The organism is Verrucosispora sp. FIM060022 (assembly GCF_003977705.1).
Lineage (GTDB): Bacteria > Actinomycetota > Actinomycetes > Mycobacteriales > Micromonosporaceae > Micromonospora > Micromonospora gifhornensis.
Window position 1 is genome coordinate 221576 of the sequence record NZ_RQIV01000007.1, and the last position, 20675, is coordinate 242250.

At 71.9% G+C, this 20675-nt stretch carries 20 protein-coding genes; 8 read left to right on the forward strand and 12 right to left on the reverse strand.

Annotated features, from left to right (window positions below; all coding sequences use genetic code 11):
* Position 1: 1 nt before the first annotated feature.
* On the reverse strand, positions 2-1444 hold the full coding sequence (locus tag EG812_RS20060; RefSeq protein WP_043722408.1) for a glycosyltransferase 87 family protein: 1443 nt from the start codon (positions 1442-1444) through the stop codon (positions 2-4).
* 204 nt (positions 1445-1648) lie between these two features.
* A complete protein-coding gene (locus tag EG812_RS20065; protein WP_126712453.1) occupies positions 1649-2194 on the reverse strand; it encodes a DoxX family protein in 546 nt (181 codons plus the stop codon).
* A 134-nt stretch (positions 2195-2328) separates the two neighbouring features.
* Between EG812_RS20065 and EG812_RS20070 the strand changes: the two genes are divergently transcribed.
* Positions 2329-2874, forward strand: coding sequence for a GNAT family N-acetyltransferase (locus tag EG812_RS20070; protein WP_013736560.1), 546 nt, complete (start codon positions 2329-2331; stop codon positions 2872-2874).
* Positions 2875-2894: 20 nt separating this feature from the next.
* Here the strand turns inward: EG812_RS20070 and EG812_RS20075 are convergent, their stop codons facing one another.
* Positions 2895-3185, reverse strand: coding sequence for a hypothetical protein (locus tag EG812_RS20075; RefSeq protein WP_043722403.1), 291 nt, complete (start codon positions 3183-3185; stop codon positions 2895-2897).
* A gap of 229 nt (positions 3186-3414) precedes the next feature.
* On the opposite strand from EG812_RS20075, the gene EG812_RS20080 reads away from it, so the two are divergent.
* Both EG812_RS20080 and EG812_RS20085 read left to right on the forward strand, forming a co-directional pair.
* Positions 3415-4182: a DUF5753 domain-containing protein gene (locus tag EG812_RS20080; RefSeq protein WP_126712454.1), complete on the forward strand. Its 768-nt coding sequence runs from the start codon at positions 3415-3417 to the stop codon at positions 4180-4182.
* Positions 4179-4373 carry a DUF397 domain-containing protein gene (locus EG812_RS20085; protein ID WP_126712455.1) on the forward strand — a complete coding sequence of 65 codons (195 nt, stop codon included), beginning with the start codon at positions 4179-4181 and terminating at the stop codon, positions 4371-4373. The genes EG812_RS20080 and EG812_RS20085 overlap by 4 nt, the downstream gene beginning before the upstream one ends.
* Positions 4374-4400: 27 nt before the next feature.
* Here the strand turns inward: EG812_RS20085 and EG812_RS20090 are convergent, their stop codons facing one another.
* The 7 genes from EG812_RS20090 to EG812_RS20120 form a co-directional block, all read right to left on the reverse strand.
* Complete coding sequence (locus EG812_RS20090) at positions 4401-5642, reverse strand: ATP-binding protein (protein WP_126712456.1); 1242 nt, start codon at positions 5640-5642, stop codon at positions 4401-4403.
* 179 nt (positions 5643-5821) lie between these two features.
* Positions 5822-6316, reverse strand: a complete 495-nt coding sequence (locus EG812_RS30325) for an LppU/SCO3897 family protein (protein ID WP_043726118.1) — start codon at positions 6314-6316, stop codon at positions 5822-5824.
* Positions 6317-6715: 399 nt separating this feature from the next.
* Positions 6716-9910: a UvrD-helicase domain-containing protein gene (locus EG812_RS20100; protein ID WP_126712457.1), complete on the reverse strand. Its 3195-nt coding sequence runs from the start codon at positions 9908-9910 to the stop codon at positions 6716-6718.
* A 61-nt stretch (positions 9911-9971) separates the two neighbouring features.
* The gene (locus EG812_RS20105; RefSeq protein WP_126712458.1) at positions 9972-11330 is read right to left on the reverse strand and encodes a metallophosphoesterase; all 1359 of its coding nucleotides are present in this window, start codon (positions 11328-11330) and stop codon (positions 9972-9974) included.
* A gap of 14 nt (positions 11331-11344) precedes the next feature.
* Positions 11345-11590, reverse strand: coding sequence for a MoaD/ThiS family protein (locus tag EG812_RS20110; protein WP_013736552.1), 246 nt, complete (start codon positions 11588-11590; stop codon positions 11345-11347).
* A gap of 2 nt (positions 11591-11592) precedes the next feature.
* Complete coding sequence (moaA, locus tag EG812_RS20115) at positions 11593-12603, reverse strand: GTP 3',8-cyclase MoaA (protein WP_013736551.1); 1011 nt, start codon at positions 12601-12603, stop codon at positions 11593-11595.
* Positions 12600-13514: a fructosamine kinase family protein gene (locus EG812_RS20120; protein WP_126712459.1), complete on the reverse strand. Its 915-nt coding sequence runs from the start codon at positions 13512-13514 to the stop codon at positions 12600-12602. The genes moaA and EG812_RS20120 overlap by 4 nt, the downstream gene beginning before the upstream one ends.
* A gap of 228 nt (positions 13515-13742) precedes the next feature.
* On the opposite strand from EG812_RS20120, the gene EG812_RS20125 reads away from it, so the two are divergent.
* The gene (locus EG812_RS20125; protein ID WP_013736549.1) at positions 13743-14780 is read left to right on the forward strand and encodes a DUF4192 domain-containing protein; all 1038 of its coding nucleotides are present in this window, start codon (positions 13743-13745) and stop codon (positions 14778-14780) included.
* A 76-nt stretch (positions 14781-14856) separates the two neighbouring features.
* Positions 14857-15567, forward strand: a complete 711-nt coding sequence (locus EG812_RS20130) for a GAP family protein (protein ID WP_126712460.1) — start codon at positions 14857-14859, stop codon at positions 15565-15567.
* Between the two features lie 63 nt (positions 15568-15630).
* Here the strand turns inward: EG812_RS20130 and fdhD are convergent, their stop codons facing one another.
* On the reverse strand, positions 15631-16485 hold the full coding sequence (gene fdhD / locus EG812_RS20135) for a formate dehydrogenase accessory sulfurtransferase FdhD (protein ID WP_043722393.1): 855 nt from the start codon (positions 16483-16485) through the stop codon (positions 15631-15633).
* Between the two features lie 73 nt (positions 16486-16558).
* Here fdhD and mobA point away from each other — a divergent pair, with 73 nt between their 5' ends.
* The 3 genes from mobA to EG812_RS20150 all read left to right on the forward strand — a co-directional run bounded on the left by mobA (position 16559) and on the right by EG812_RS20150 (position 18611).
* A complete protein-coding gene (gene mobA / locus EG812_RS20140; protein ID WP_126712461.1) occupies positions 16559-17200 on the forward strand; it encodes a molybdenum cofactor guanylyltransferase in 642 nt (213 codons plus the stop codon).
* The gene (locus tag EG812_RS20145) at positions 17197-17445 is read left to right on the forward strand and encodes a DUF6457 domain-containing protein (RefSeq protein WP_013736545.1); all 249 of its coding nucleotides are present in this window, start codon (positions 17197-17199) and stop codon (positions 17443-17445) included. The genes mobA and EG812_RS20145 overlap by 4 nt, the downstream gene beginning before the upstream one ends.
* 86 nt (positions 17446-17531) lie before the next feature.
* On the forward strand, positions 17532-18611 hold the full coding sequence (locus tag EG812_RS20150; protein ID WP_013736544.1) for a T3SS (YopN, CesT) and YbjN peptide-binding chaperone 1: 1080 nt from the start codon (positions 17532-17534) through the stop codon (positions 18609-18611).
* Between the two features lie 107 nt (positions 18612-18718).
* Here EG812_RS20150 and EG812_RS20155 read toward each other — a convergent pair whose 3' ends face one another.
* Positions 18719-20611: a beta-propeller domain-containing protein gene (locus EG812_RS20155; protein ID WP_126712462.1), complete on the reverse strand. Its 1893-nt coding sequence runs from the start codon at positions 20609-20611 to the stop codon at positions 18719-18721.
* Positions 20612-20675: the final 64 nt, after the last annotated feature.

Consider the following 20675-nt stretch of genomic DNA (forward strand, 5'->3'; position numbering starts at 1 on the left):
CCTACCGCCGGCCGTACAGGATGGCGTTGCGGGCCATCCGGTCGGTCAGGAAGGCCGGCTCGGCACCCGGCCGCCACGGCAGTGCGGCGACCAGCACGATCAGAGCCAGGATCAGGGAGTTCTCCATCACGGCACCGAACAGGCCGTCGGCGTAGTGCGAGACCTCCGGCAGTTGGTGTTCGTACGGCCAGATCGGCGAGATCAGGAAGAGCAGGTAGAGCCCGACGGCGGCGATGCCGTGCCGGATCCCGGTCAACGTCGGGTACCAGATCGGCGGGCGTAGCGCGGCCACTGCCGGAGGGCCGCCGTACGGCCCTGCCGTGGCTCGGGCGACAAGTCCCCGACTCGCGTCGCGGCGGCGGATCGCCGCGTCGGCCAGCACGATGATCGCCGGAATCACCCAGACGAGGTGGTGCGTCCAGGAGATCGGGCTGATCACGTTGGCGGTCAACCCGACCAGGGTGAAGGCGGTCAGTTCGTCGCCGTCGGAGTGCGCGTTGGCGGCCCGGGACAGACCGAGGGTGAGCACCAGTACGGCGAACGCGAGCCAGAGCAGGCCGGGGGTCTCGATCGAGTCGTAGAGTCGGGCCAGGAGCCCGGCCAGCGACTGGTTGGGCGTCATGTCGGCGGCACCCACCCGCTCGGTCTGCCAGAGCACGCTGCCGAAGTAGGCCCGGGACTCGGCCCCGACGATGCCGAAGCTGCCGATGGTGACGCCGACCGTGGTGCCGATGGCCGTCCAGGCCACCCGCCACTGTCGAGTGATGATCAGATAGAAGATGAACAGCGCCGGGGTCAGCTTGACCGCCGTGGCCAGGCCGATGCCCACGCCGGCCCAGGCGCCGCTGTAGATGAACCGCAGCAGTGGGCCGTCGGTGTCGGCCTGGTGCGTACCGCGACGGGACCGCCAGCGCAGGGCCACCATGTCCGCCATGATCAGGGCGAACAGCAGCAGGTTGACCTGCCCGTAGCCGAGGGTCTCCCGGACCGGCTCGATGGCGGTGGCCAGCGGCGTGGCGATGGCCACCGTGTACCACAGTGGCCAGCCCATCCGGTCGACGATCGGGCGCAGCAGCGCGGCCAGTACCACGGCCAGGGCGGCGATGCTCATCAGCGCGTTCACCAGACCGGCCATGGTCACCGGCAGGTGCGCCATGGGCAGCATGGCCAGCCCCGCGAACGGTGGATAGGTGAAGCCCAATGTGGTGTCGGGTGCGACAAACTCGTACAGCTCATGACCGCTCGCCCACCAGACCACCGCACCGTGGTAGATCTTCATGTCGAAGAAGTTGTACGGCCGCCCGAATGCGCCGATGGCAAGCCAAGCGGCATAGGCGACGGCGGCCACGATGCCGGTCCGTACGACTGTTCTTCGATCGATCCCACGCGTTACGCGACGGACTGCGGCGAGGCGGTCCAGCCTTCTACCGACATTCGTCGGCATGGCGTGGCCACCCCCGTACCAAGGTCGTCCTACCCGTCCAGGTCCGGTAGGGAGCCTAGAACGGCGCCTCACGTCAGTGCCTCCCGCGTTATGCGACCGTGTCCGATCCCACACATTCTTTTGACATTTCCACCGCGTTAACGCCTCGCGGGCGGTTCAGGTGATTCGCGGCCTTAGCGGGGGGTGGGGGCCGGTAATCGCAGGTCAGCCGGGAAGCCGACGGGCGGTGGCTGCGGAGAGGGCGGCGATGCGGGCCTCGCGGCGGGCGGTACGCACGGCGCGACTCACCGACCGTCGAGAGTGGTCGATGCGGTGCCCGGCTCGCCAGCGCAGCCCTGGCTTTCCCTGAGTGTCGGCGGCGGCGAGCAGCAACCCACCGAAGAGACCGACGTTCTTCAGGAAGTGGGTCTGGTGGTTGTGGCGCTGTGCCGGGTCCTCCTGACGCCAGAAGGGGTGCCCGGCCAGGGTCACCGGGACCAGGGTGCCCGCCAGGACCAGCGCCGCCGGCCGGGTGAACCGCCCGGTGGCGAGCATCAGGCCGGCACCGACCTGAACGGCGGCGTTGGCGCGGATCAGCGTCGTGGTGTCGGTGGGGATGCGAGGATCAGCCCGCTGCAGCAGGGGCGTCATTCGATCGGTGATGGGCTTGGCTACGGGTACCAGGCGCTCCGGGTGGGTGAAATTGCGAGCGCCGCTGGCCACGAAGATGCCGCTGAGCATGGCGCGGGCGATGAACCGTACGGGCGTCATGGACCAGTCATACCCTCTTCGGGCCGTGGTCACTCGCCACAACGGCCGATCTCGATCGACCGGGTGATGCCGGACGGCGCGCCGATTCCAACGACCATCTCGGATGGACGGGCCACAGGCGGTAACCTCGCGGCGTGACGACGCTGCGGCTACGACCCGAGGAGCCGGCCGACACCGGCGCGGTCCGGCGGGTGCTGGCTGCGGCCTTCGCCCGGCCGGACGTGGCAACCCCGCCAGAGGTACGCCTCGTCGAGGAGTTGCGCGACGGCGACGCCTGGCTGCCGGAGTTGGCGATGGTCGCCGAGTACGGCGGTGAGATCGTCGGCTACGCCTTGTTCACCCGGGTCGTCGTGTCCGCGGACGAGCACACCGCCCCGGCGCTGGCCCTCGGCCCGGTGGCGGTGGCACCGCACCGTCAGCGGATCGGGCTCGGCACCTCCGTGGTGCAGGCCGGCCTGGAGGCGGCCACGGAACTCGGTGAGCGACTGGTCGTGGTGCTCGGTGACCCGGCGTACTACCGGCGTTTCGGGTTCAGCCGGGCCGACCGGATGGGTCTGACCAGCCCCTGGTCGGGGCTGGGTGAGCCGTGGCAGGCCCTGGTGCTGCCGCCGTCGACGAGTGGCGAGCCCGCCCCGCCGCAGGGCGAAGTCGTTTTCCCGCCACCCTGGTCCAAGGTCTGACCGTTCCCCGTGCGGACACCTCACCGGCTGGTCCGCGCCGGAGCGCGTCGAGCGGGGTACGGGACCGGTGCGACGCGCACCGGGCGGATCCCCTCCGGCATCACGAACAACTGGCGCTTCTCGGTCGCGTCTCCGTGCCGGTCGAGCTGGTAGCAGTCGATCCACGTCCAGCCGTACGGCGGGTGGCGGTCGGTCAGTTCGCGGATCACGCGGACCAGGATCGGCACGTGGAACTGCGGAGACGCGTCCCGGTTCAGCAGGTAGACGCCGGGGCTCACCCGCGGAGTCCCGTCCTCCCGACGGCCGGTCACCGGGCATCGCGGTCGGACACGGGTGCCTCCTCGGCTGCCAACAGAGATGGAAGGGGCCGCCCCGGAGGTGCTCGCCGGGTCGGGGCGGCCCCGACAGCGCGACCAGCGGGTTCGGGTCCTCCACTGGCAGCGCCGTCCTGATTTCCACCTTTCCGGCGATTGCCTGCCCCATACACCCCGTATCGGAGTGGAGACTGAGTGTCCCGGGACGTCCAGGAGGGACCGCAGAGTGAACCGTGCCGTTGTAGCAGCCATGACCGAGGCGGGCGAGACCGCCGACACCCTCGCGGCGCAGGTCGGTGTCGACCCGAAGACCGCCGCGCGGTGGGCGAGCCATGGACGCATCCCGCGTCCGCAGACACGCAGGAGGGTCGCCGCGGTCCTCGGTCGCGAGGTGACCGAGCTGTGGCCAGACGTTCTCAAGCGGCGCGAGCCGGCGTGGTTCCGGCGGTGGGTGGACATCGAGCGCGAGGCGGTGGCGCTGCGCTGGTTCGAGCTGACCTGGGTGCCGGGTCTGCTCCAGACCGAGGCGTACGCGCGGGCGACGCTGGCCGGGGAGAAGCTGACCACCGACGATGTCGGACGATTAGTGGAGGCCCGCCTTCAGCGGCAGGCCATCCTGCGGCGGGACAACCCACCGATGCTGGTCGTGGTGCTCGACGAGTTGGTGCTGCGTCGGTCCGCCTACGGTGACCGGGCCCTGATGCGGGAACAGTGTGAGCACCTGGTGGCGTGCGGCAGCCACCCCACCACGACGATCCACGTCGTGCCCGCGTCGGTCGGCATGTACCCCGGTCTGGGCGGACCCTTCATCCTCGCCGAACTGGACGACGGCAGCGTGCTCGGCCATGCCGACAGTCAGACCGAGGCGAAGATCATCGATAACCCTGCGGACGTTGCTACCCTGGGCCGCAGGTGGGAACGCATCCGTGGCGAGGCCCTGTCGCGGACGCAGTCCCTGGAGCTGATCAGGGAAGCGGCAGCATCATGGACATGACCGGCGCCCAGTGGCGTAAGAGCAGCAAGAGCGGCAACAACGGCGGTGCCTGCGTCGAGGTCGCCGACAACCTCCCCGGCGTCGTCCTCGTCCGGGACAGCAAGGACCGCGACGGCGGGACGCTCGCCTTCGAGCCAGCGGCCTGGCACTGCTTCGTCGAGCTGGCCAAGGCCGGCAGCCCGACCGCCTGACACCCTTCAACCGAAGCCGGCCGACAGTCAGGCGGGTTGGGTGCGCAGGTAGCGGCCGAAGTGGGGGACGGTGAAGGCGACAGTGCCGCGTTCTCCGGAGTAGATCAGGCCCTTCTTGATCAGGGCGTCGCGGGCCGGGGAGAGGCTGGCGGGCTTACGACCGAGGGCACGGGCGATCTCGGCGGTCGGCACCGCCGCGTCCATGTCGTCCCGTCCGCCGCCGTCCGCTGCCCCCTCGACCAGGGAGAGGGCGGCCATCGCCCGCATGTACTCCCGTTCCGCCGGGGTGGCCCGCTCGAAGCGGGAGCCGAAGAAGCCCACCGCCAACTCCGCCTCGGCCTCCGGAGCGGCCACCCGTACGTCGGCGGCGGTGATCGGTGATCGGGGCGCGTGATCCCAGGTCGCCTTGCCGTACGCCTGGACGAAGTACGGGTAGCCGCCGGACTTCTCGTAGAGCAGGTCGAGCGCCTTCGCCTCGTACTCCACGTCCTCGCGCTCGGCCGGGGCGCAGAGTGCCTGGTCGGCGGCGATCCGGTCGAGCCGGTCGATGCGTTGGTAGCGGAACAGCCGCTCGGAGTACGACTTGGCCGCGCTCAGCACCGCCGGCAGGTGCGGCAGGCCTGCGCCGACCACGATCAGCGGCGCGCCGAGTTGGGACAGCTCGTGGCAGGCGGCGCAGAGCGCGGAGACCTCCTCCGGCCCGAGATCCTGCATCTCGTCGATGAAGATGGCCACGCCGGTGCCGACGTCGCTGGCGACCGAGGCGGCGTCGGTGAGCAACTCCACCAGGTCGATCTCGATGTCGCCGGAGTCGGCGCGCCCGCTGGCCGCCGGTACGTCGATGCCGGGCTGCCAGCGGTCCCGCAGCTTGGGGGTGGCACCGCCCCGGCCGGTCGGGGCACCCCGTTGGGCGAAGGCTTTGAGTACCCCGAGGAAGGCGTCGATGCGGTCCGGTGCCCGGTGCCGGGGGGCGAGTTCCCGGACGGCCATGTGCAGGGCGGCGGCGATCGGTCGGCGCAGCGACTGATCCGGCCGGGCCTCGATCTTGCCGCTGCCCCAGAGCCGGTTGATGGCCTGCGATCGAAGCGTGTTGAGCAGTACGGTCTTGCCGACGCCCCGCAGGCCGGTGAGCATCAGGCTGCGTTCCGGTCGGCCGCGCGCGATCCGTTCCAGGACGATGTCGAAGACGTCCAGTTCCCGCCCCCGCCCGGCGAGTTCGGGCGGGCGCTGACCGGCGCCCGGAGCGTACGGGTTGCGGACCGGATCCACGAATCGCAGAGTATCGGGCCGTCTAGCCGAGGAGCTAGACATCGGTAGAGCAGGCTACGGCGTGTCGACCGTCGACATAAAACTAGTGCTGTCTAGCATCCACGCTAGACAGCACTAGTTTTACCGATCGTCGACTCAGCCGCGGCTGATCCGACCGCGCCGCTTCAGCCCGCGCTGCTTCAGCCGCGCTGCTTCAGGCAGAGGACGAAGTCGAGCGAGTCCAACTCGCTGTCGTAGAAGTACCAGTTCGTGTAGCCGTCGACCTTGGCGCACTTCGCCTCGGCGTCCTTCTCCCCGCTGGTCTTGCCGTCGAAGCGCTGCAACACCTCGTACGCCGAGGGGCCGCAGTCGGTGATCAGCAGCTTGGGCTTGCCGCCGGTCGGCGCGTCGTTGCGCACGCACTGTCCCTGCTCGACGAACCGGGGATCGGTGGACGAGTTGGCGGTCGGGACGCCTGCCCCGGGGTCTTCCTCGTCGCCTGTCGGATCGGCGGTAGGCACCGGATCCTGGGTCGGCGCGGCCACCGCAGTGGGAGTCGACTCGTCCTGCCCGAGCAGGTAGAACGCCACCCCGCCGGCGGCCAGCACCAGCACCGACACCAGTGCGGCGATCATCGGCGTACGACCGCGCCGACGCTCCGGCGGTGGCGTGGGTTGCCCGGCGTACGCGGCCACCCCCGCGTCATTCTGGAAGGCCCGGCCGCCCTGCGGATACCCGCCGTAGCCCTGCCCAGCCTCATAGCCCTGCCCAGCCTCATAGCCCTGCCCAGCGCCGTAACTCTGCCCAGCGCCGTAACTCTGCCCAGCCTCGTAGCCGCCCTGGCCGGAGCCGTACATCTGACCGGAGCCGTAGACGTGGCCGGAGTCGTACGCCTGGCCGGGTTCGTAGGTCTGGCCGGAGCCGTACACCTGGCCCTGCACCTCGCCGGGTCGCGGCTCGTGCCACGGTTGCGGGCCGCCGCCCGGTGGTCCGTAGTTCGCCATGCACGCCCTCCTCCGTCACCCACGTCACGGTAGCGCGTGCGCCGCTTCGGCTCGGCCCGGAAGGCAGCCGGTCAACTCTTCGCAGGTGGGTCAGATGAGCCGTAGTTGGCGGTCCTTCGGCCGGCGAGGTGCGTCACTGTCGCCGAGTCGCTCGAACAGACCCGGATCGATCACATCAAGGAACGGCGACGGTCGGCAGTCGTGCTCCGAGCCGTGCCGGACCCGACGGGCCGCGTGGCTGACGTAGAGCCGATCCTGCGCCCGGGTCAGGCCGACGAAGAACAACCGGCGTTCCTCGGCGACCGCGTCGTCGTCGGGCGTCGAGCCCGGCCAGCGCAGCGGCAGCAGCCCGTCCTCGGCACCGACCAGGAAGACCACCGGGAACTCCAGGCCCTTCGCGGCGTGCAGGGTCAGCAGGGTGACCGCCTCGGCGCGCGGATCGAGGGCGTCCACCTCCGCGCCGGTGGCGAGCTGGGACAGGAACGTCTCCAGGTCGTCGCCGCACCGGCGGGCCAGCGGCGTGAGCAGGTCGACGGCGGTCCGCACGTCCTCCGGGCGGACCCCGCCGGAACCGTCCAGGGTGGGGATGGCGAAGCGTTCGGCGAGGACCTGCCCGGCGAGGCGTACCCGGGCGGGCAGCGCGCCGTCCACGCCCGAGGCGTGCCGCAGCTCGCGGGCGATGGCCAGCACCCCGGGCCGGTCCCGCAGCCGGTCGTGCGAGCGCTTCTGCACCGGGATGTTCGCCCGCGACAGGGCATCCACGAGCGGGGCCGCCTGCGAATCGGTCCGGTAGAGCACGGCGATGTCGGAGAAGGACAGCGTGGTCGACCGGCCGTCGATCCGACCGGAGTCCAGTGACCGGTGCGAGAGGCCGCCGACCAGTTCGTCGACGGTGCGTACCACGAAATCGGCCTCGTCGGCGACGGAGGCCGCGGCGTACCGACCCACCAGCGGGGCCTCGGGGTCGAGCCGGGCCGGATCCAGCCGGCGGCCCCGGACCAGCGACGACGGCGCGATCGCCTGTACCGCGGCGGCCAGGATCGGCGCGGAGGACCGGTAGTTGCGGTTGAGCCGGACCAGCCGGGCGTCGGTGAAGTCCTGCGAGAAGCGCAGGAAGTACCCGACGTCGGCACCCCGGAACGAATAGATGGCCTGATCCGGGTCGCCGATCGCGCAGAGGTTGCCGTCGGCGGGGCTGAGCAGCCGCAACAGCTCGTACTGCACCGCGTCGACGTCCTGGTACTCGTCGACGAAGATCCACTGCCAGCGGTCCCGGTACCGCTCGACCAGCTTGCGGTTCTCGCGCAGCAGCGCGACCGGCACTGTGAGCAGCTCGTCCAGGTCGACCATGCCCTGCTTGCGCAGCAGCCCGGTGTACCGGGCCAGGTCGTCGCCGGCCTCCGCGCGAGCCGCCGCCCGCTCGGCGTCGTCGGCGATCCGGAAGTCGCCCGGCAGGCCCGCGGCCTCGGCGTTCTCCCGCAGGATGGTCAACCCGAGCGAGTGGAAGGTGCCCACCGTGACGTCCTCGGCGACCGGGCCGAGCAGGCCGTCGAGGCGGTGCCGAAGCTCCTCGGCCGCCCGTCGGGTGAAGGTGATCGCCAGGCACTGCTCGGGGAAGACGTTCAACTCGGCACAGAGGTACGCGATCCGGTGGGTGAGCGTACGGGTCTTGCCGGTACCCGGTCCGGCGACGATCAGCAGCGGACCACCGGGAGCCGAGGCCGCGACCCGTTGCATCGCGTCGAGCCGGTCGAGCAGGCCGGTGCCGACCTCCTCCATGCCGGCGAGCATCGGTTCGAACGGCTCGTGCGGAGAGGGCTGCGGGGCGATCGGCGGCGGTGGTGGGGCCGGTTGACGCTTCGGTTCGGCCTTGGTCGCCGGCCGCTTGACCCTGGCGACCGGCCGGTCCGAGTCGGCGGGCCGCCGCTGCGCCGGAACCGGCACGTCGAACAGCGTCTCCTGGCCGCCCGAGGCACCGGAGTTGCTCAACTCGGCCGGATCGAACAGCGTGATCACGCCGTACTCGCCGTCGTAGCCGGGCACCCGGCGCACCTCGCCCCGGCGCAGCCGGCCGATGCCCTCGGCGAGCAACTCCCCGCCGACCCGGCCGATCTCGTCCAACGGGGTACGGGTCAGGATCTCCAACTCGGGCCCGAGCGCGGCGACCAGGTCGGTGAGCTTCCCCTCGACCTTCTTCGATCGCGGCCCGACCTTGTTGATCTCACCGAGGATCTCGGCGAGCTGGATCAGATGGGTCACCTCACGGGCGTGCTCCGGCCGGTACCCCTGCGGGCGGTCGGCCAGTTCCTCGACCCGACTGAGTACGCCCACCGTGAGCGGCTTGCCGCACTCCGGGCACCGGCCGCCGGCCTGCCGGGTGCGTTCGGGCGCCCAGTTCACCCCGCACAGCCGGTGGCCGTCGGCGTGGTACTTCCCCTCCTCGGGGAAGAACTCGATGGTGCCGGCCAACCCGTCGCCGGTGCGCAGCGCATCCCGGATGCCGAAGTAGTCCCGAGGCGCGGCGAAGACGGTGGCCTCCCGGGCCAGCGCGGGCGGGGAGTGCGCGTCGGAGTTGGAGACCAGGCGGTAGCGGTCCAGACTGCCCACCCGCCAGTTCATCTCCGGGTCGCTGGAGAGCCCGGTCTCCACGGCGAAGATGTGCTCGGCCAGGTCGGCATAGCAGTCGGCGATCGCGTCGAAGCCGGACTTCGAGCCCAACGCGGAGAACCACGGGGTCCAGATGTGCGCCGGGACCAGGTAGCCGTCCGGGCTGGCCTCCAGGGTGATCTCCAGCAGGTCCCGGGAGTCCAGGCCGAGGATCGGCCGGCCGTCCGAGCCGAGGTTGCCGATGCGGCCCAGGGCGGCGTTGAACCGGCCCACCGCGTCCAGATCCGGCAGATAGATCAGGTGGTGCACCTTGCGGGTCCGGTCGTCCCGCTTGTAGATCGTCGAGATCTCCACGCTGAGCATGAACCGGACCGGGTCGGTGTCCGCCTCGCTGGCCAGCCTCGGCGGCAGGCGGCGGGCGATGTCCCGCTCCATCTCCGCCGACAGGCGGTACAGGCCGGGCTCGGCCGGATGCAGCGTCTCGCGCAGATGGTCGTACCAGGCGGGGTGGGTGAAATCGCCGGTGCCGAGCACCGAGATGCCCTTGCGTCGCGCCCACCAGCCGAGATTCGGCAGGGTCAGATCACGGCTGCACGCTCGCGAGTACTTCGAGTGGATGTGCAGGTCCGCGACGAAGGGCGGGAGGCCACCGGGGGGTACGGCGCTGAACGGGGGCACGCCGCATCCTGCCACGACCGGTGACGCTCCCGCGCGTCGCCACGCACGAAGGTGAGGTGCGCTATGCCGAGCGCAACTCCACGAGAGTGATCTGCGGCTCCGCCCCGACCCGGACCGGCGGGCCCCAGAATCCGGCGCCGTTCGTGACGTACACCTTCGTGCCGTCCACCTCACCGAGGCCGGACACCACCGGCTGTTCTAGCCGTACCAGCAGGTTGAACGGGACGATCTGGCCGCCGTGGGTGTGGCCGGACAGTTGCAGGTCGACGTCGTACTTCGCCGCCTCGAACGCGGCCACCGGCTGGTGTGCCAGCAGCACCACCGGGCGGGACGGGTCGCGGTCGGCCAGCGCGGCGGCGTAGTCGGCCGGGGCGGCCACTCCGGTACCCGCCGCGCTGACGTCGTTGACCCCGGCCAGGTCCAGTACGCCGTTGCGGGTGGCGATCTCCAGCCGCTCGTTCTGGAGCACCCGCAGCCCGAGCCGGTCGACCTCGGCCACCCACTCCTCGACACCTGAGTAGTACTCGTGGTTGCCGGTGACGAAGTAGCTGCCGTGCCGGGCCCGCAGATCACGCAGGGGCGCTGCGGCCTCGCCCAGTTCGGCCACCGTACCGTCGACCAGGTCGCCGACGACGGCGACGAGGTCGGCGTCCAGGCGGTTGATCGCGGCGACGATCCGCTCGGTGTGCAGCCGGCCGCGCAGCGGCCCGATGTGGATGTCGGAGACGGTGGCGATCCGCAGGCCGTCCATGCTGCGCGGCAGCTTGGCCAGCGGAATCTGCACCCGGTCCAGTCGCGGCGGACCCATCGCGGTGCGTACGCCGCTGCCGACCAGACCGGCGGCGGTGAGCCCGGCGAAGATCGCGGCACCTCGGGCCAGCAGCAGCCGGCGGCCCGGATCGTGGTCCGGCCCGATCGCCCCGGCGGCCGGCGGCTCGCTCGCCTCGTCGGCGGTCGGCGGGGTGCCGGGCGTCGCCGGCCCGTCAGCCGCCGTGGTCGCCGTGGTGGTCGCGCCGGCCGTGGTGGTCGCGCCGACCGTGGTGGTCGTGCCGGTCGTGGTCGCCGTGCCTGGCGTGCTGGCGGGACCGACCAGCACCGGTTCCGGCGCGGCCACCGCCGTGCGGCGGCGCAGCACCAGGCGGGTCACCAGCATCGGGACTTCCAGCACCACGAGGAGCACCAGCAGGTAGAACATCAGCGCGAGCCAGACGTAGCCCGGCCAGGCCAGCCAGTACATGCCGGCGCGGGTGCCCATCATCGTCGCCGGTACGAGCAGCGCCAGCACCACCGCGGTGACAGTGCCGATCCGCCGCCAGCGGCCGGGCCTGGTGGTGTCCTTGACCAGCCGCTTCCAGAGGTAAAGGTGGATCAGCCCGGTGATCAGGGCAAGAGTGGCCACGAAACCGAGTACCGCGAGCACGAGTGAAGTCCCCCTCAGCCGCCGGCGAAGGGAGGCAGGACGTCGATCGTCACTCCGGCCGGCAGCGGCTTGTCCCGATCATGACAGGTCACGCCATCGACCAAGAAGTTTGCCACGGCAAGCACAGGGACCAGCCGACCGTGCCGCTCAGCCAGTTCCGTCAACAATCCGTCGAGCGTACGACCCGCCGGAACGGTCTCCTCGCTGAGCCCGGCCGCAGCTCGCGCCCCGGCGAAGTAGCGGACGGTGACGGTCGCCATGGTCATCCTCCGATGGCCGACATCGGCCTGGCGGGTTGCAGGAAGCTCGGGTCGTCGATGCCGTGACCGGCCCGTTTGCGCCAGGTCGCGGCCGACCACCGCCGCGCCAGCTCGTCGTCGTCGGCACCGGCGCGCAGCGCCCCGCGCAGATCCGTCTCCTCGGTGGCGAACAGGCAGTTGCGGACCTGACCGTCAGCGGTGATCCGGGTCCGGTCACAGTCGCCGCAGAACGGACGGGTCACCGTGCCGATCACCCCGACCCGGGCCGGACCGCCGTCGACCAGCCAGGTCTCCGCCGGGGCCGCGCCGCGTCCGGCCGGATCCGGGCTCAACTCGTACGCCGCACCCAGCGTGGCCAGGATCTCCTCGGCGGTGACCATGCTCGACCGGTCCCAGCCGTGCTGAGCGTCCAGCGGCATCTGTTCGATGAAGCGCAACTCGTAGCCGTGGTCGAGGGCGAAGCGGAGCAACGCCGGCGCCTCGTCGTCGTTGACGCCGCGCATCAGCACGCTGTTCACCTTGACCGGGGTGAGCCCGGCGGCGGCCGCCCCGGCCAGGCCCGCCAGCACGTCGTCGAGGCGGTCCCGCCGGGTCAACCGGAGGAAGCGATCACGATCCAGGGTGTCCAGCGAGACGTTCACCCGGTCCAACCCGGCGGCGTGCAGCGCCGGTGCCAACCGGGCCAACCCGATGCCGTTGGTGGTCAACGAGATGCGCGGACGCGGGTCGAGGGCGGCCACGGCCGCCACGATGGCGGTCAGACCCGGACGGATCAGTGGCTCACCACCGGTGAACCGGACCTCGTCGACGCCGAACCGGTGCACCGCGAGCCGGACCAGCCGGATCACCTCGTCGTCGGTGAGCAGTTGCGGCCCGGCCAACCAGGGCAGCCCCTCGGCGGGCATGCAGTACGTGCAGCGCAGGTTGCACTTGTCGGTCAGGGAGACCCTCAGGTCCCGAGCTGTCCGGCCGTACCGGTCGACGAGGAGGCCCCCGGGCGGCGCGACGCTCATCCGTCGACGGTAGCGCGCCCGGCCCCGCTCAGGGTGGCGCGGGCGAGCCCGACGACCGAATCCCGGTACGCGGCTCCGAACAAGGCGGTGTGCACCAGCATCAGGTGCAACTGGTGCAGGGGCACCCGCTGCCGCCAACCGTCGGCAAGCGGCCAGGACTCGTCGTACGCGGCCATGATCCGGGCACCGTGCGGCGGGCCACCGAAAAGCGCGAGTTGCGCGAGGTCGGTCTCGCGGTGCCCACCGTGCGCGGCCGGGTCGACCAACCACACCCGGTCGTCGGCCCCCCAGATCAGGTTGCCCGGCCACAGGTCGCCGTGGATGCGGGCCGGCGGCTCCTCCCCGCCGAACTCGCCGATCCGGGCGACGACCTCTTCGACGAGCCCGGCGGCGCGGGCATCCAGGGCCTGGTTGTCGACCGAGCGGCGCAGGTAGGGCAGCAGCCTGGTCCGGGCGAACCAGTCCGCCCAGGGGCCGTCGTGCGGGGTGTTGTCCGCCGGCAGGGCCCCGATGAACCCGGGCCAGGACGCGCCGAAGGCGGACGCCCCGGCCCGGTGCAGGCCGGCCAGCTCCCGGCCGAAGCGTTCGGCGGCGTCGATGCTCGGCTCACCCGGCTCGATCCACTCCAGGGCGAGCAGGTCGGGCAGCGCCACCAGCACCTCCGGAACCGCGACCGTGCCGGCCTCCCGCAGCCAGCGCAGCCCGGCCGCCTCGGTGGCGAAGAACCCCTCCGGGACCGGCCGCTGCGTCCGTTCCGGCCAGGTCTTCGCGAAGACCGAGTGGCCGTCGTCGAGCGTCAGTCGGGACGCGGCGCAGATGTCGCCGCCGCCGACCGGCGTCTCCCGGATCCGCTGGTGGGTCAGGAAGGTCGGCAGCTGCTCCGGATGCGCTCGCAGATACGCCAGATCCATGCCCCGCAACGTATCGCCTCCGGCGGGAAGGAAGGGCACCTTATTAACGCCTCCGGTAGAGGAAGGGCCCCTTATTAACGCCTGCACCGTGGACCCGCGCGTAGTGCAGGGGTGGCAGGCGGATGGAGAACTCTGCTGACCAGGGAAAATACGCTGAGTAGCTGTGGATAACCGGCGTGTCGTCCACAGGGGCGGCGGCGCGTACCGCTCGGCTCGCAGGCTGGCCCCATGAACTCGACGGAGATTCCCCGGCTGACCGTCCGCTCGCCCGCCGACCTCATCGCCGCGGTGCCGTACCTGCTCGGCTTCCATCCGACCGACAGCGTCGTGGTGGTGGCGTTGTCGGCCTCCCGGGTGGTCTTCGTCGCCCGTGGTGACCTGCCCGGCGAGACCGAGCACGACGAGGCGGCCGGGCACATCGCCGCGGTCACCGCCCAGCAGAGCGCCGACTCGGCAACCGTGATCGGGTACGGCCCGGCAGCCCGGGTGACCCCGGCACTCGACGCGGTCCGAGGGGCGTTGACCGAGGCCGGCCTGGCCGTGCTCGACGCGCTGCGGGTCACCGACGGACGGTGGTGGTCGTACCTCTGCACCGAACCGGAGTGCTGCCCGCCGGAGGGAACCGCGTACGACCCGCAGGGCAGCGCGGTGCCGGCGGCGGCCGTCTTCGCCGGCCAGGTCGCCCTGCCCGACCGGGCGGCGCTCGCCGCTCAGCTCGCCCCGATCGGCGGGGCAGCCGCCCGGCACGCCGCGAAGCGGGCCGAGCAGCGGCTGACCGGGTTGCTGGCGACGGCACCCCCGGCGGATCTGCTCGGCGCGCGGGCACTGCGGGCGGCGGGGGTGTCGGCGTACCGTGCCGCCCGGCGTCGGCACGACCGTGGTGCGCAGCTCACCGACGACGAAATCGCCTGGCTGTGCCTGCTGCTGACCCACCTTCCGGTACGCGACCACGCCTGGGAGCGCACCGACGGCCGGGACGAGGACGTGGCATTCTGGACGGAGCTGCTGCGCCGCGTCGAACCGGATCTGATCGCCGCCCCGGGGGCGCTGCTGGCGTTCGCCGCCTGGCGGGCCGGGCAGGGCGCCCTGGCGGCGGTGGCGTTGGAACGGGTGCTGGCCGAGCACCCGGAATACTCACTCGCCCTGCTGATCGACGACCTGCTGCGTCGCGGAGTGCCGCCGTCGCGGCTCGACGGATGGCCGGCCGACGGGCCGGTGGTGACACCCCGTCGCGAGCGGCGCAAGTCGCGCCCCCGGCGGCGATGACACACCCGACCGGGGCGGCGGGATGGACCGCGACGCTGGATAATCGGCGGATGTTCCGGGCGGCGTCGGGGGGCGCATGAGCGTTGCACTGCTGCTCTCACTCGCCGGGCTCGCCCTGATCGACAGCACCAGCATCGGCACGTTGTTCATCCCGGTGTGGCTGCTGCTGGCACCCGGCCCGGTCAGCGGCCGGCGGGTCCTGACCTACCTGGGCACCATCGCCGGGTTCTACTTCCTGGTGGGGTTGGCGCTCTTCTTCGGCGGCAGCGGCCTGGCCGATGTGCTGGGCGGGGCGCTGGACAACCGGCCGGTCATCTGGGCGCAGCTGGTGTTCGGGGTCGCCCTGCTGCTGGTGAGCTTCCGGTACGACGGCAAGCGCGGCGCCGGGACCGGTCGGGTGTTGCGCTGGCGGGATCGGGTCACCGCCGGTGACTCGTCCGGGCGCTGGCTGGTCGGGCTGGCGTTGTTCGCCGCGTTGGCCGAGGTGGCGACCATGCTGCCGTACCTCGGCGCACTCGGTCTGTTGAGCACCTCGGGTCTGGACATGCCGGCGGTGGTCGCCCTGCTCGGTGGATACTGCCTGGTCATGGTGCTGCCGGCGGTGGTGCTGCTGGGTGCGCGGCTGGCCTGGCCGAGGCTGGTCGAGCCGGTGCTCGCCCGGCTCAACGCATGGATCGTCAGGTCGTCCGGGAGCATGCTCGGCTGGGTCCTGGGCATCGCCGGCTTCCTGATCGCCCGGGACGCCGCCGTCCGCCTGGGGCTGTTCGAGATGCTCGCGAACCGCTGACTGCTCGCGAACCGCTGACTGCTCGCGGACGGCTGAGTGCTCCTGAACCGCTGAGCGGTCGCGTCAGGCGCTCACCCGGTGTGCGCCGGTGTAGACGTTCATGGTCCGGCCGCGCAGGAAACCGACAAGGGTCATTCCGGCCTCGGCAGCGAGGTCGACCGCGAGTGTGCTCGGTGCCGAGACCGCCGCGAGCAGCGGCAGACCGGCCATCCACGCCTTCTGGGTCAGCTCGAAGCTGGCCCGTCCGGAGACGAGCAGGACGTACCCGGCCAGCGGCAGTCGCCGTTCGCGTACCGCCCAGCCGATGACCTTGTCCACCGCGTTGTGCCGGCCCACGTCCTCGCGCAGCACCACCAGGTCACCGTCGGCGGTGAACAGACCCGCGGCGTGCAGCCCGCCGGTACGGTCGAAGCCCCGCTGCCCGGCGCGCAGCCGCTGCGGCAACTCGGCCAGCAACTCCGCCGGCACGGTGAGCGGGTCGCCGGCCACGTCGAACATCGACCGGGTCCGCACCGCCTCGATGCTCTCCTTGCCGCAGACCCCGCAGGCGCTGGTGGTGGTGAACTGGCGACTCGCCTCGGCAGCCGGCTCCGGTACGCCAGGCGCGAGCGCCACGTCGACCACGTTGTAGGTGTTCGGGGTCTCCGCGCCGGCACACAGCTGCGCGGTCGACACATCGTCCGCCGACCGGATCAGCCCCTCGGCGAACAGGAAACCGAGCGCCAGGTCCAGATCCGCGCCGGGGGTACGCATGGTGACCGACAGCGGGCGGCGGCGACCCGGTCCGGCCGCACCGACCCGGATCTCCAGCGGCTCCTCGGCGGCGAGGGTGTCCGGCCGACGGGTCAGCGTGCGCCCGTCGGCGGTGGCGTCGAGGTCCACGCGGAGCACCACGCGGCGGTCAGCAGCACGTCCCACCCCACCATCCTGCCCCGACCGCCACGCCCCGGCCCGACCAGCCCCGCAGAGCGCGTGGCGTTACGGTGGCCCGGTGAGCGCGTACGCGGCGGTGGTGCTCGCCGGCGGCGCGGCCCGCCGGCTGGGCGGACTGGACAAGCCGGCGCTGCCGGTCGGCGGTGTGCCGATGCGGGAGCGGGTGCTCACGGCGGTCGCCGACGCGTCGCCTCGGATCCTGGTCGGGCCCGGACCGGCCCCGCCGGGCGTACGACTGACCCGCGAGTCGCCACCGGGCGGTGGGCCGGTGGCCGCCACCGCAGCCGGGCTGGCCCTGCTCGACGCCGACGTGCCGGCCGTCGCCCTGCTCGCGGCCGACCTGCCGCTGCTGACCCGGTCCGCCGTCGGTGAACTGCTGCGTCACCTCGACACCCCACCCGCCGCGTCGAGCAGCGCCGAACCGGCCGCGTCGAGCAGCGCCCCACCCGCCGACGGGGTCTGTTTCGTGGACGCGGACGGGCGGCGGCAGTCGCTCTGCGGGGTGTGGCGGCCCGCGGCGCTGCGCGCGGCCCTGGACCGGTTGACCGTTCGACGTGGCGGGTTGGCCGGAGCCGCGCTGCGGGAGTTGCTCGCCGACCTCGCCGTACGCGAGCTGACCTGGCCCGGTGACGGCCCGGCGCCCTGGTTCGACTGCGACACTGAGCGGGACCTGCGGCAGGCGGAGGAGTGGTCGCGATGACGGTGATGGACGACTGGCTCACGGCGGCCTGCGCCGAGTTGGGTGTCGACCCGGCCGACGTGCCGGTACAACCCGTGCTCGATCTGGCCCGGGACGTGGCCCATCAGGTGCTCCGGCCGGGTGCACCGGTCACCGCCTACCTGCTGGGTCTGGCGGTCGGCCGGGGTGCGGATCCCGCCGTGGCAGCTGCCCGGCTGACCGAGTTGGCCGGCACCTGGCCGGTCGAGTTGGGCGGCGACCGCTGACCGCGTGAGCGGTGTCCGATCACGGTCCGGGCTGATCCCTGGAGACGGCGGGCTCGGTAGGGTGGCCGGAACGGACGGAGGCGATCATGACGGCAGACCACCCCTCGGCACCGCCCGGCACGCCGGCACACCACGAGTCGATTCTGCTCGATGAGCCGAGCACGGCCGACCTGCGGGCGAAGGTGACCCATGCGTGGCGGGAGTTCGCGCGGGCACTTGCCGACCGGCTGGCGGCCCTGCCACCGGGTGCCCACGTGGAGTTGACCCTCGACCCGACGGCCTCCGGTATCGATGACGCCGTCTACTCCGTCAGCGTCGACGTCACCGAGGACGGTGGGTTGACGGCGCGGGCGGTGGGCAACGCGACCCTGCCGCAGGGCTACCGGCTGGACCGGTCGGCGGTGGCCGACATGGTCGCGCTGGGCTGGTCTCCGCCGGGGGTGCTGGAGGGCTCCGGTGACCAGTTCGGCCTGCACTGCGCGGTGACCGAGAGCAGCCGACTGGCCGCCCTGATCTCGCGTACGCTGCGCGACATCTACGGCGCGCCACACCCGGCGTTCCTGGTCTACCTGATCGTCGACGCGGAGGGTGAGCCGCTTGCCGGCGCGCCACTGGGCACCGCACGCAGCGAGTTCGGCACCGGTCGGGAGATCGAGACCGATCTGGCGCAGGCGCTGGCGGACACCGCTGACTCCGGCGCGGACACCGAGGTGCTGGAGTTGGCCGAGCGGGTCCGGACGGTGGTGTCGACAATGCTGAAGTCCGACTCCGACCGGGTCCAGGTCGATTCCGACGGCGACATCAACATCCGTGCCGGATCGGCGATGGTCTTCGTCCGGGTACGCGACAACCCGCCGCTGGTCGACGTCTTCTCCCCGGTGCTCACCGAGGTCGAGCCCACCGAGCGGCTCTACGTGAAGCTCTCCGAGCTGACCAACCGGATGCCGATCGGCCGGCTCTACTGTGCCGACGACACCGTCTGGGCGTCGATCCCGGTCTTCGGCCGCAACTTCCAGCCCACCCACCTGATGCTCGCCGTGCAGGTGATGACCGGCCTGGCCGACGAGTTGGACGACCGGCTGCACGGTGAGTTCGGCGGCAAGCGCTTCTTCGGCGAGGGGGACAAGCCGGGGCGGGGTGAGCACCGCACCGGCATGTACCTCTGAGCCCGCCGTCGGGGTGCCGTCGAGGTCAAGTCGGGGTGCCGTCGAGGTCAAGAGGTGGGGCCCGGAGATCCCCAGATACCGGGCCCCACCCCTCGGGGGAGGGTGATTCAGGTCGTCGGGATCCAGCCGAGGCTCTGGGCTGTGGCCGGATCGGAGGCCCGTAGGCCCGCTTCGGAGACGGTCCAGAGCACGTCGCCGATCATCAGTGCACGCTGCACGTCCGGTCGCCGCCAGGCCCGGTCGCTGTGCGTCGTGACGGTCGGGTGGGTGACCTGACCGATCTCGCTGATCCGGTCGGCGCTGACCCGCAGCAGCCGCAGGCCGGTGTCCACCGGCAGCACCACCAGGCCGTTGGCCGGCCAGTACAGGAAGGCGTGCGGGTCGTGCTCGGCGGCGGACCAGCCGGACGGTAGGTGCCACTGGTCCAGTCGGGCCGGCCGGGCCGGGTTCCGCACGTCGAAGAGGGACACCTGCACGCCCTCGGTGCGGCCCTGACCGTCGGCCTCCTGACCCACGCCGAGCAGCCGCCCGTCGGGCAGCGGATGCAGGTACGCGGAATAGCCGGTGATCTTCAGCTCGCCGGTCACCAGCGGCTTCGTCGGGTCGGTCAGGTCGAGTGAGTAGAGCGGGTCGGTCTGCCGGAAGGTCACCACGTACGCGACGGGCCCGAGATACCGCACGGAGTAGATGCGTTCGCCGCGTCCGAGCCCGCCGACCGCACCGGTCGGCACGAGTGACCCGCCGTCGCGGCGCAGCACCCGTACGGTCGACTCGGATCGGCGTTCCTCGCCCCAGACGTCGCCGACGGTGGTGGCCACCCGCAGGTGTCCGTCCCATTCGGAGAGCGCGTACTGGTTGATCAGCCAGCCTGGCACGGTGCCGGCGGCGAGGTAGCGGGGACGACCCGGCTCGCTGGTGTCGAACTGGTAGATCTCGGTGACCTGGTCGCGGACGGTGGGTCGCCAGCGGAGCAGGCCCATACCGGGTTGTGGCTGCTGACCGGCGAGGTACAGGCTCCGCGCCGTGCCGTAGACGGTGGTCGCGTCGGCGGCGACGCTTACCGGGTCGCCCGCGCCCAGCTGGTCGGCGGCGAGGTCGAAGCTGAGCACGGTGAGCAGCGAGGTGCCGGTCATCCGCTTCGGACGGCTGAGCCGATCGCAGTCGACCCGCCCGGTGTGCCGCTCGTCGCCGGCCGTCCACTCGTACTCCGGCAGCCAGGCCTCGATTCCGGCCCGGTCGATGATGGCGCGGTTCTGCCTGGTCCGGGCCCGGTCGCTGCCGATCGCGTCGAGCGGGAACTCGATCCGGGGTGCGGTGCGGACCACCACCCGCGCGGTGTCGCCGGTCAGCCGGCCGTCGAGCAGGCTGCCCTCGATCCGGTACGAGCCGAGCACCGTGGGCGCACCGGCCAGGTCGACCAGGAACAGGCGGGCCGATTCGACCGGCGGCGTCGGCCAGGCCCGGTCCATCGTGACGAACGGTGACCCGTCGGCCAGCACCAACGCCCGGTCGCCGTGCAGCAGCAGTCGGTACGAGCCCCAGTAGGCGTCCGCTTCCGCGCCGGGCAGGTCGAGCTGGCCGGTGATCCGTCGGCCGGCCGGGTCGATCACCCGCAGCACGCCGGAGGTGACCGTGACGATCCGTCGGCCGTCGGTCTTCACCACGTCCGGCTCGTCCGCGTCGGCTTCATGGTTGTTGGTCTTCGAGTGGTCAGGCCCGGCATCGCCGAGAGGTTGGCTCCCGCCCTCTGCCCCGGCCGCGACGGCCGCCCGGGCGCTCAACAGTGTGCCGTCCTCGAAGCCGTACGGCCCGACCGAGTCGCGGGCTGCGGCGCGCAGTTCGGTCAGGGCGTCGGCGCAGGAGTCGAACGAGGTCAGGGCGGCCACCGGCACCATCACCGACCCGGTCGGCCGGACCGGGTTCGGACCGGCCGTACTGCCGGCGAGCAGGGTCAGTGCGACCAGGGTGCTGCCGACCGCGACGACTCTGCTTGCCCGCATCATGTCGGCTTCGACGCCGCCGGTCGTCGTCCGGTTCCGCACCGGCGGCGAGATCCCGACCGAT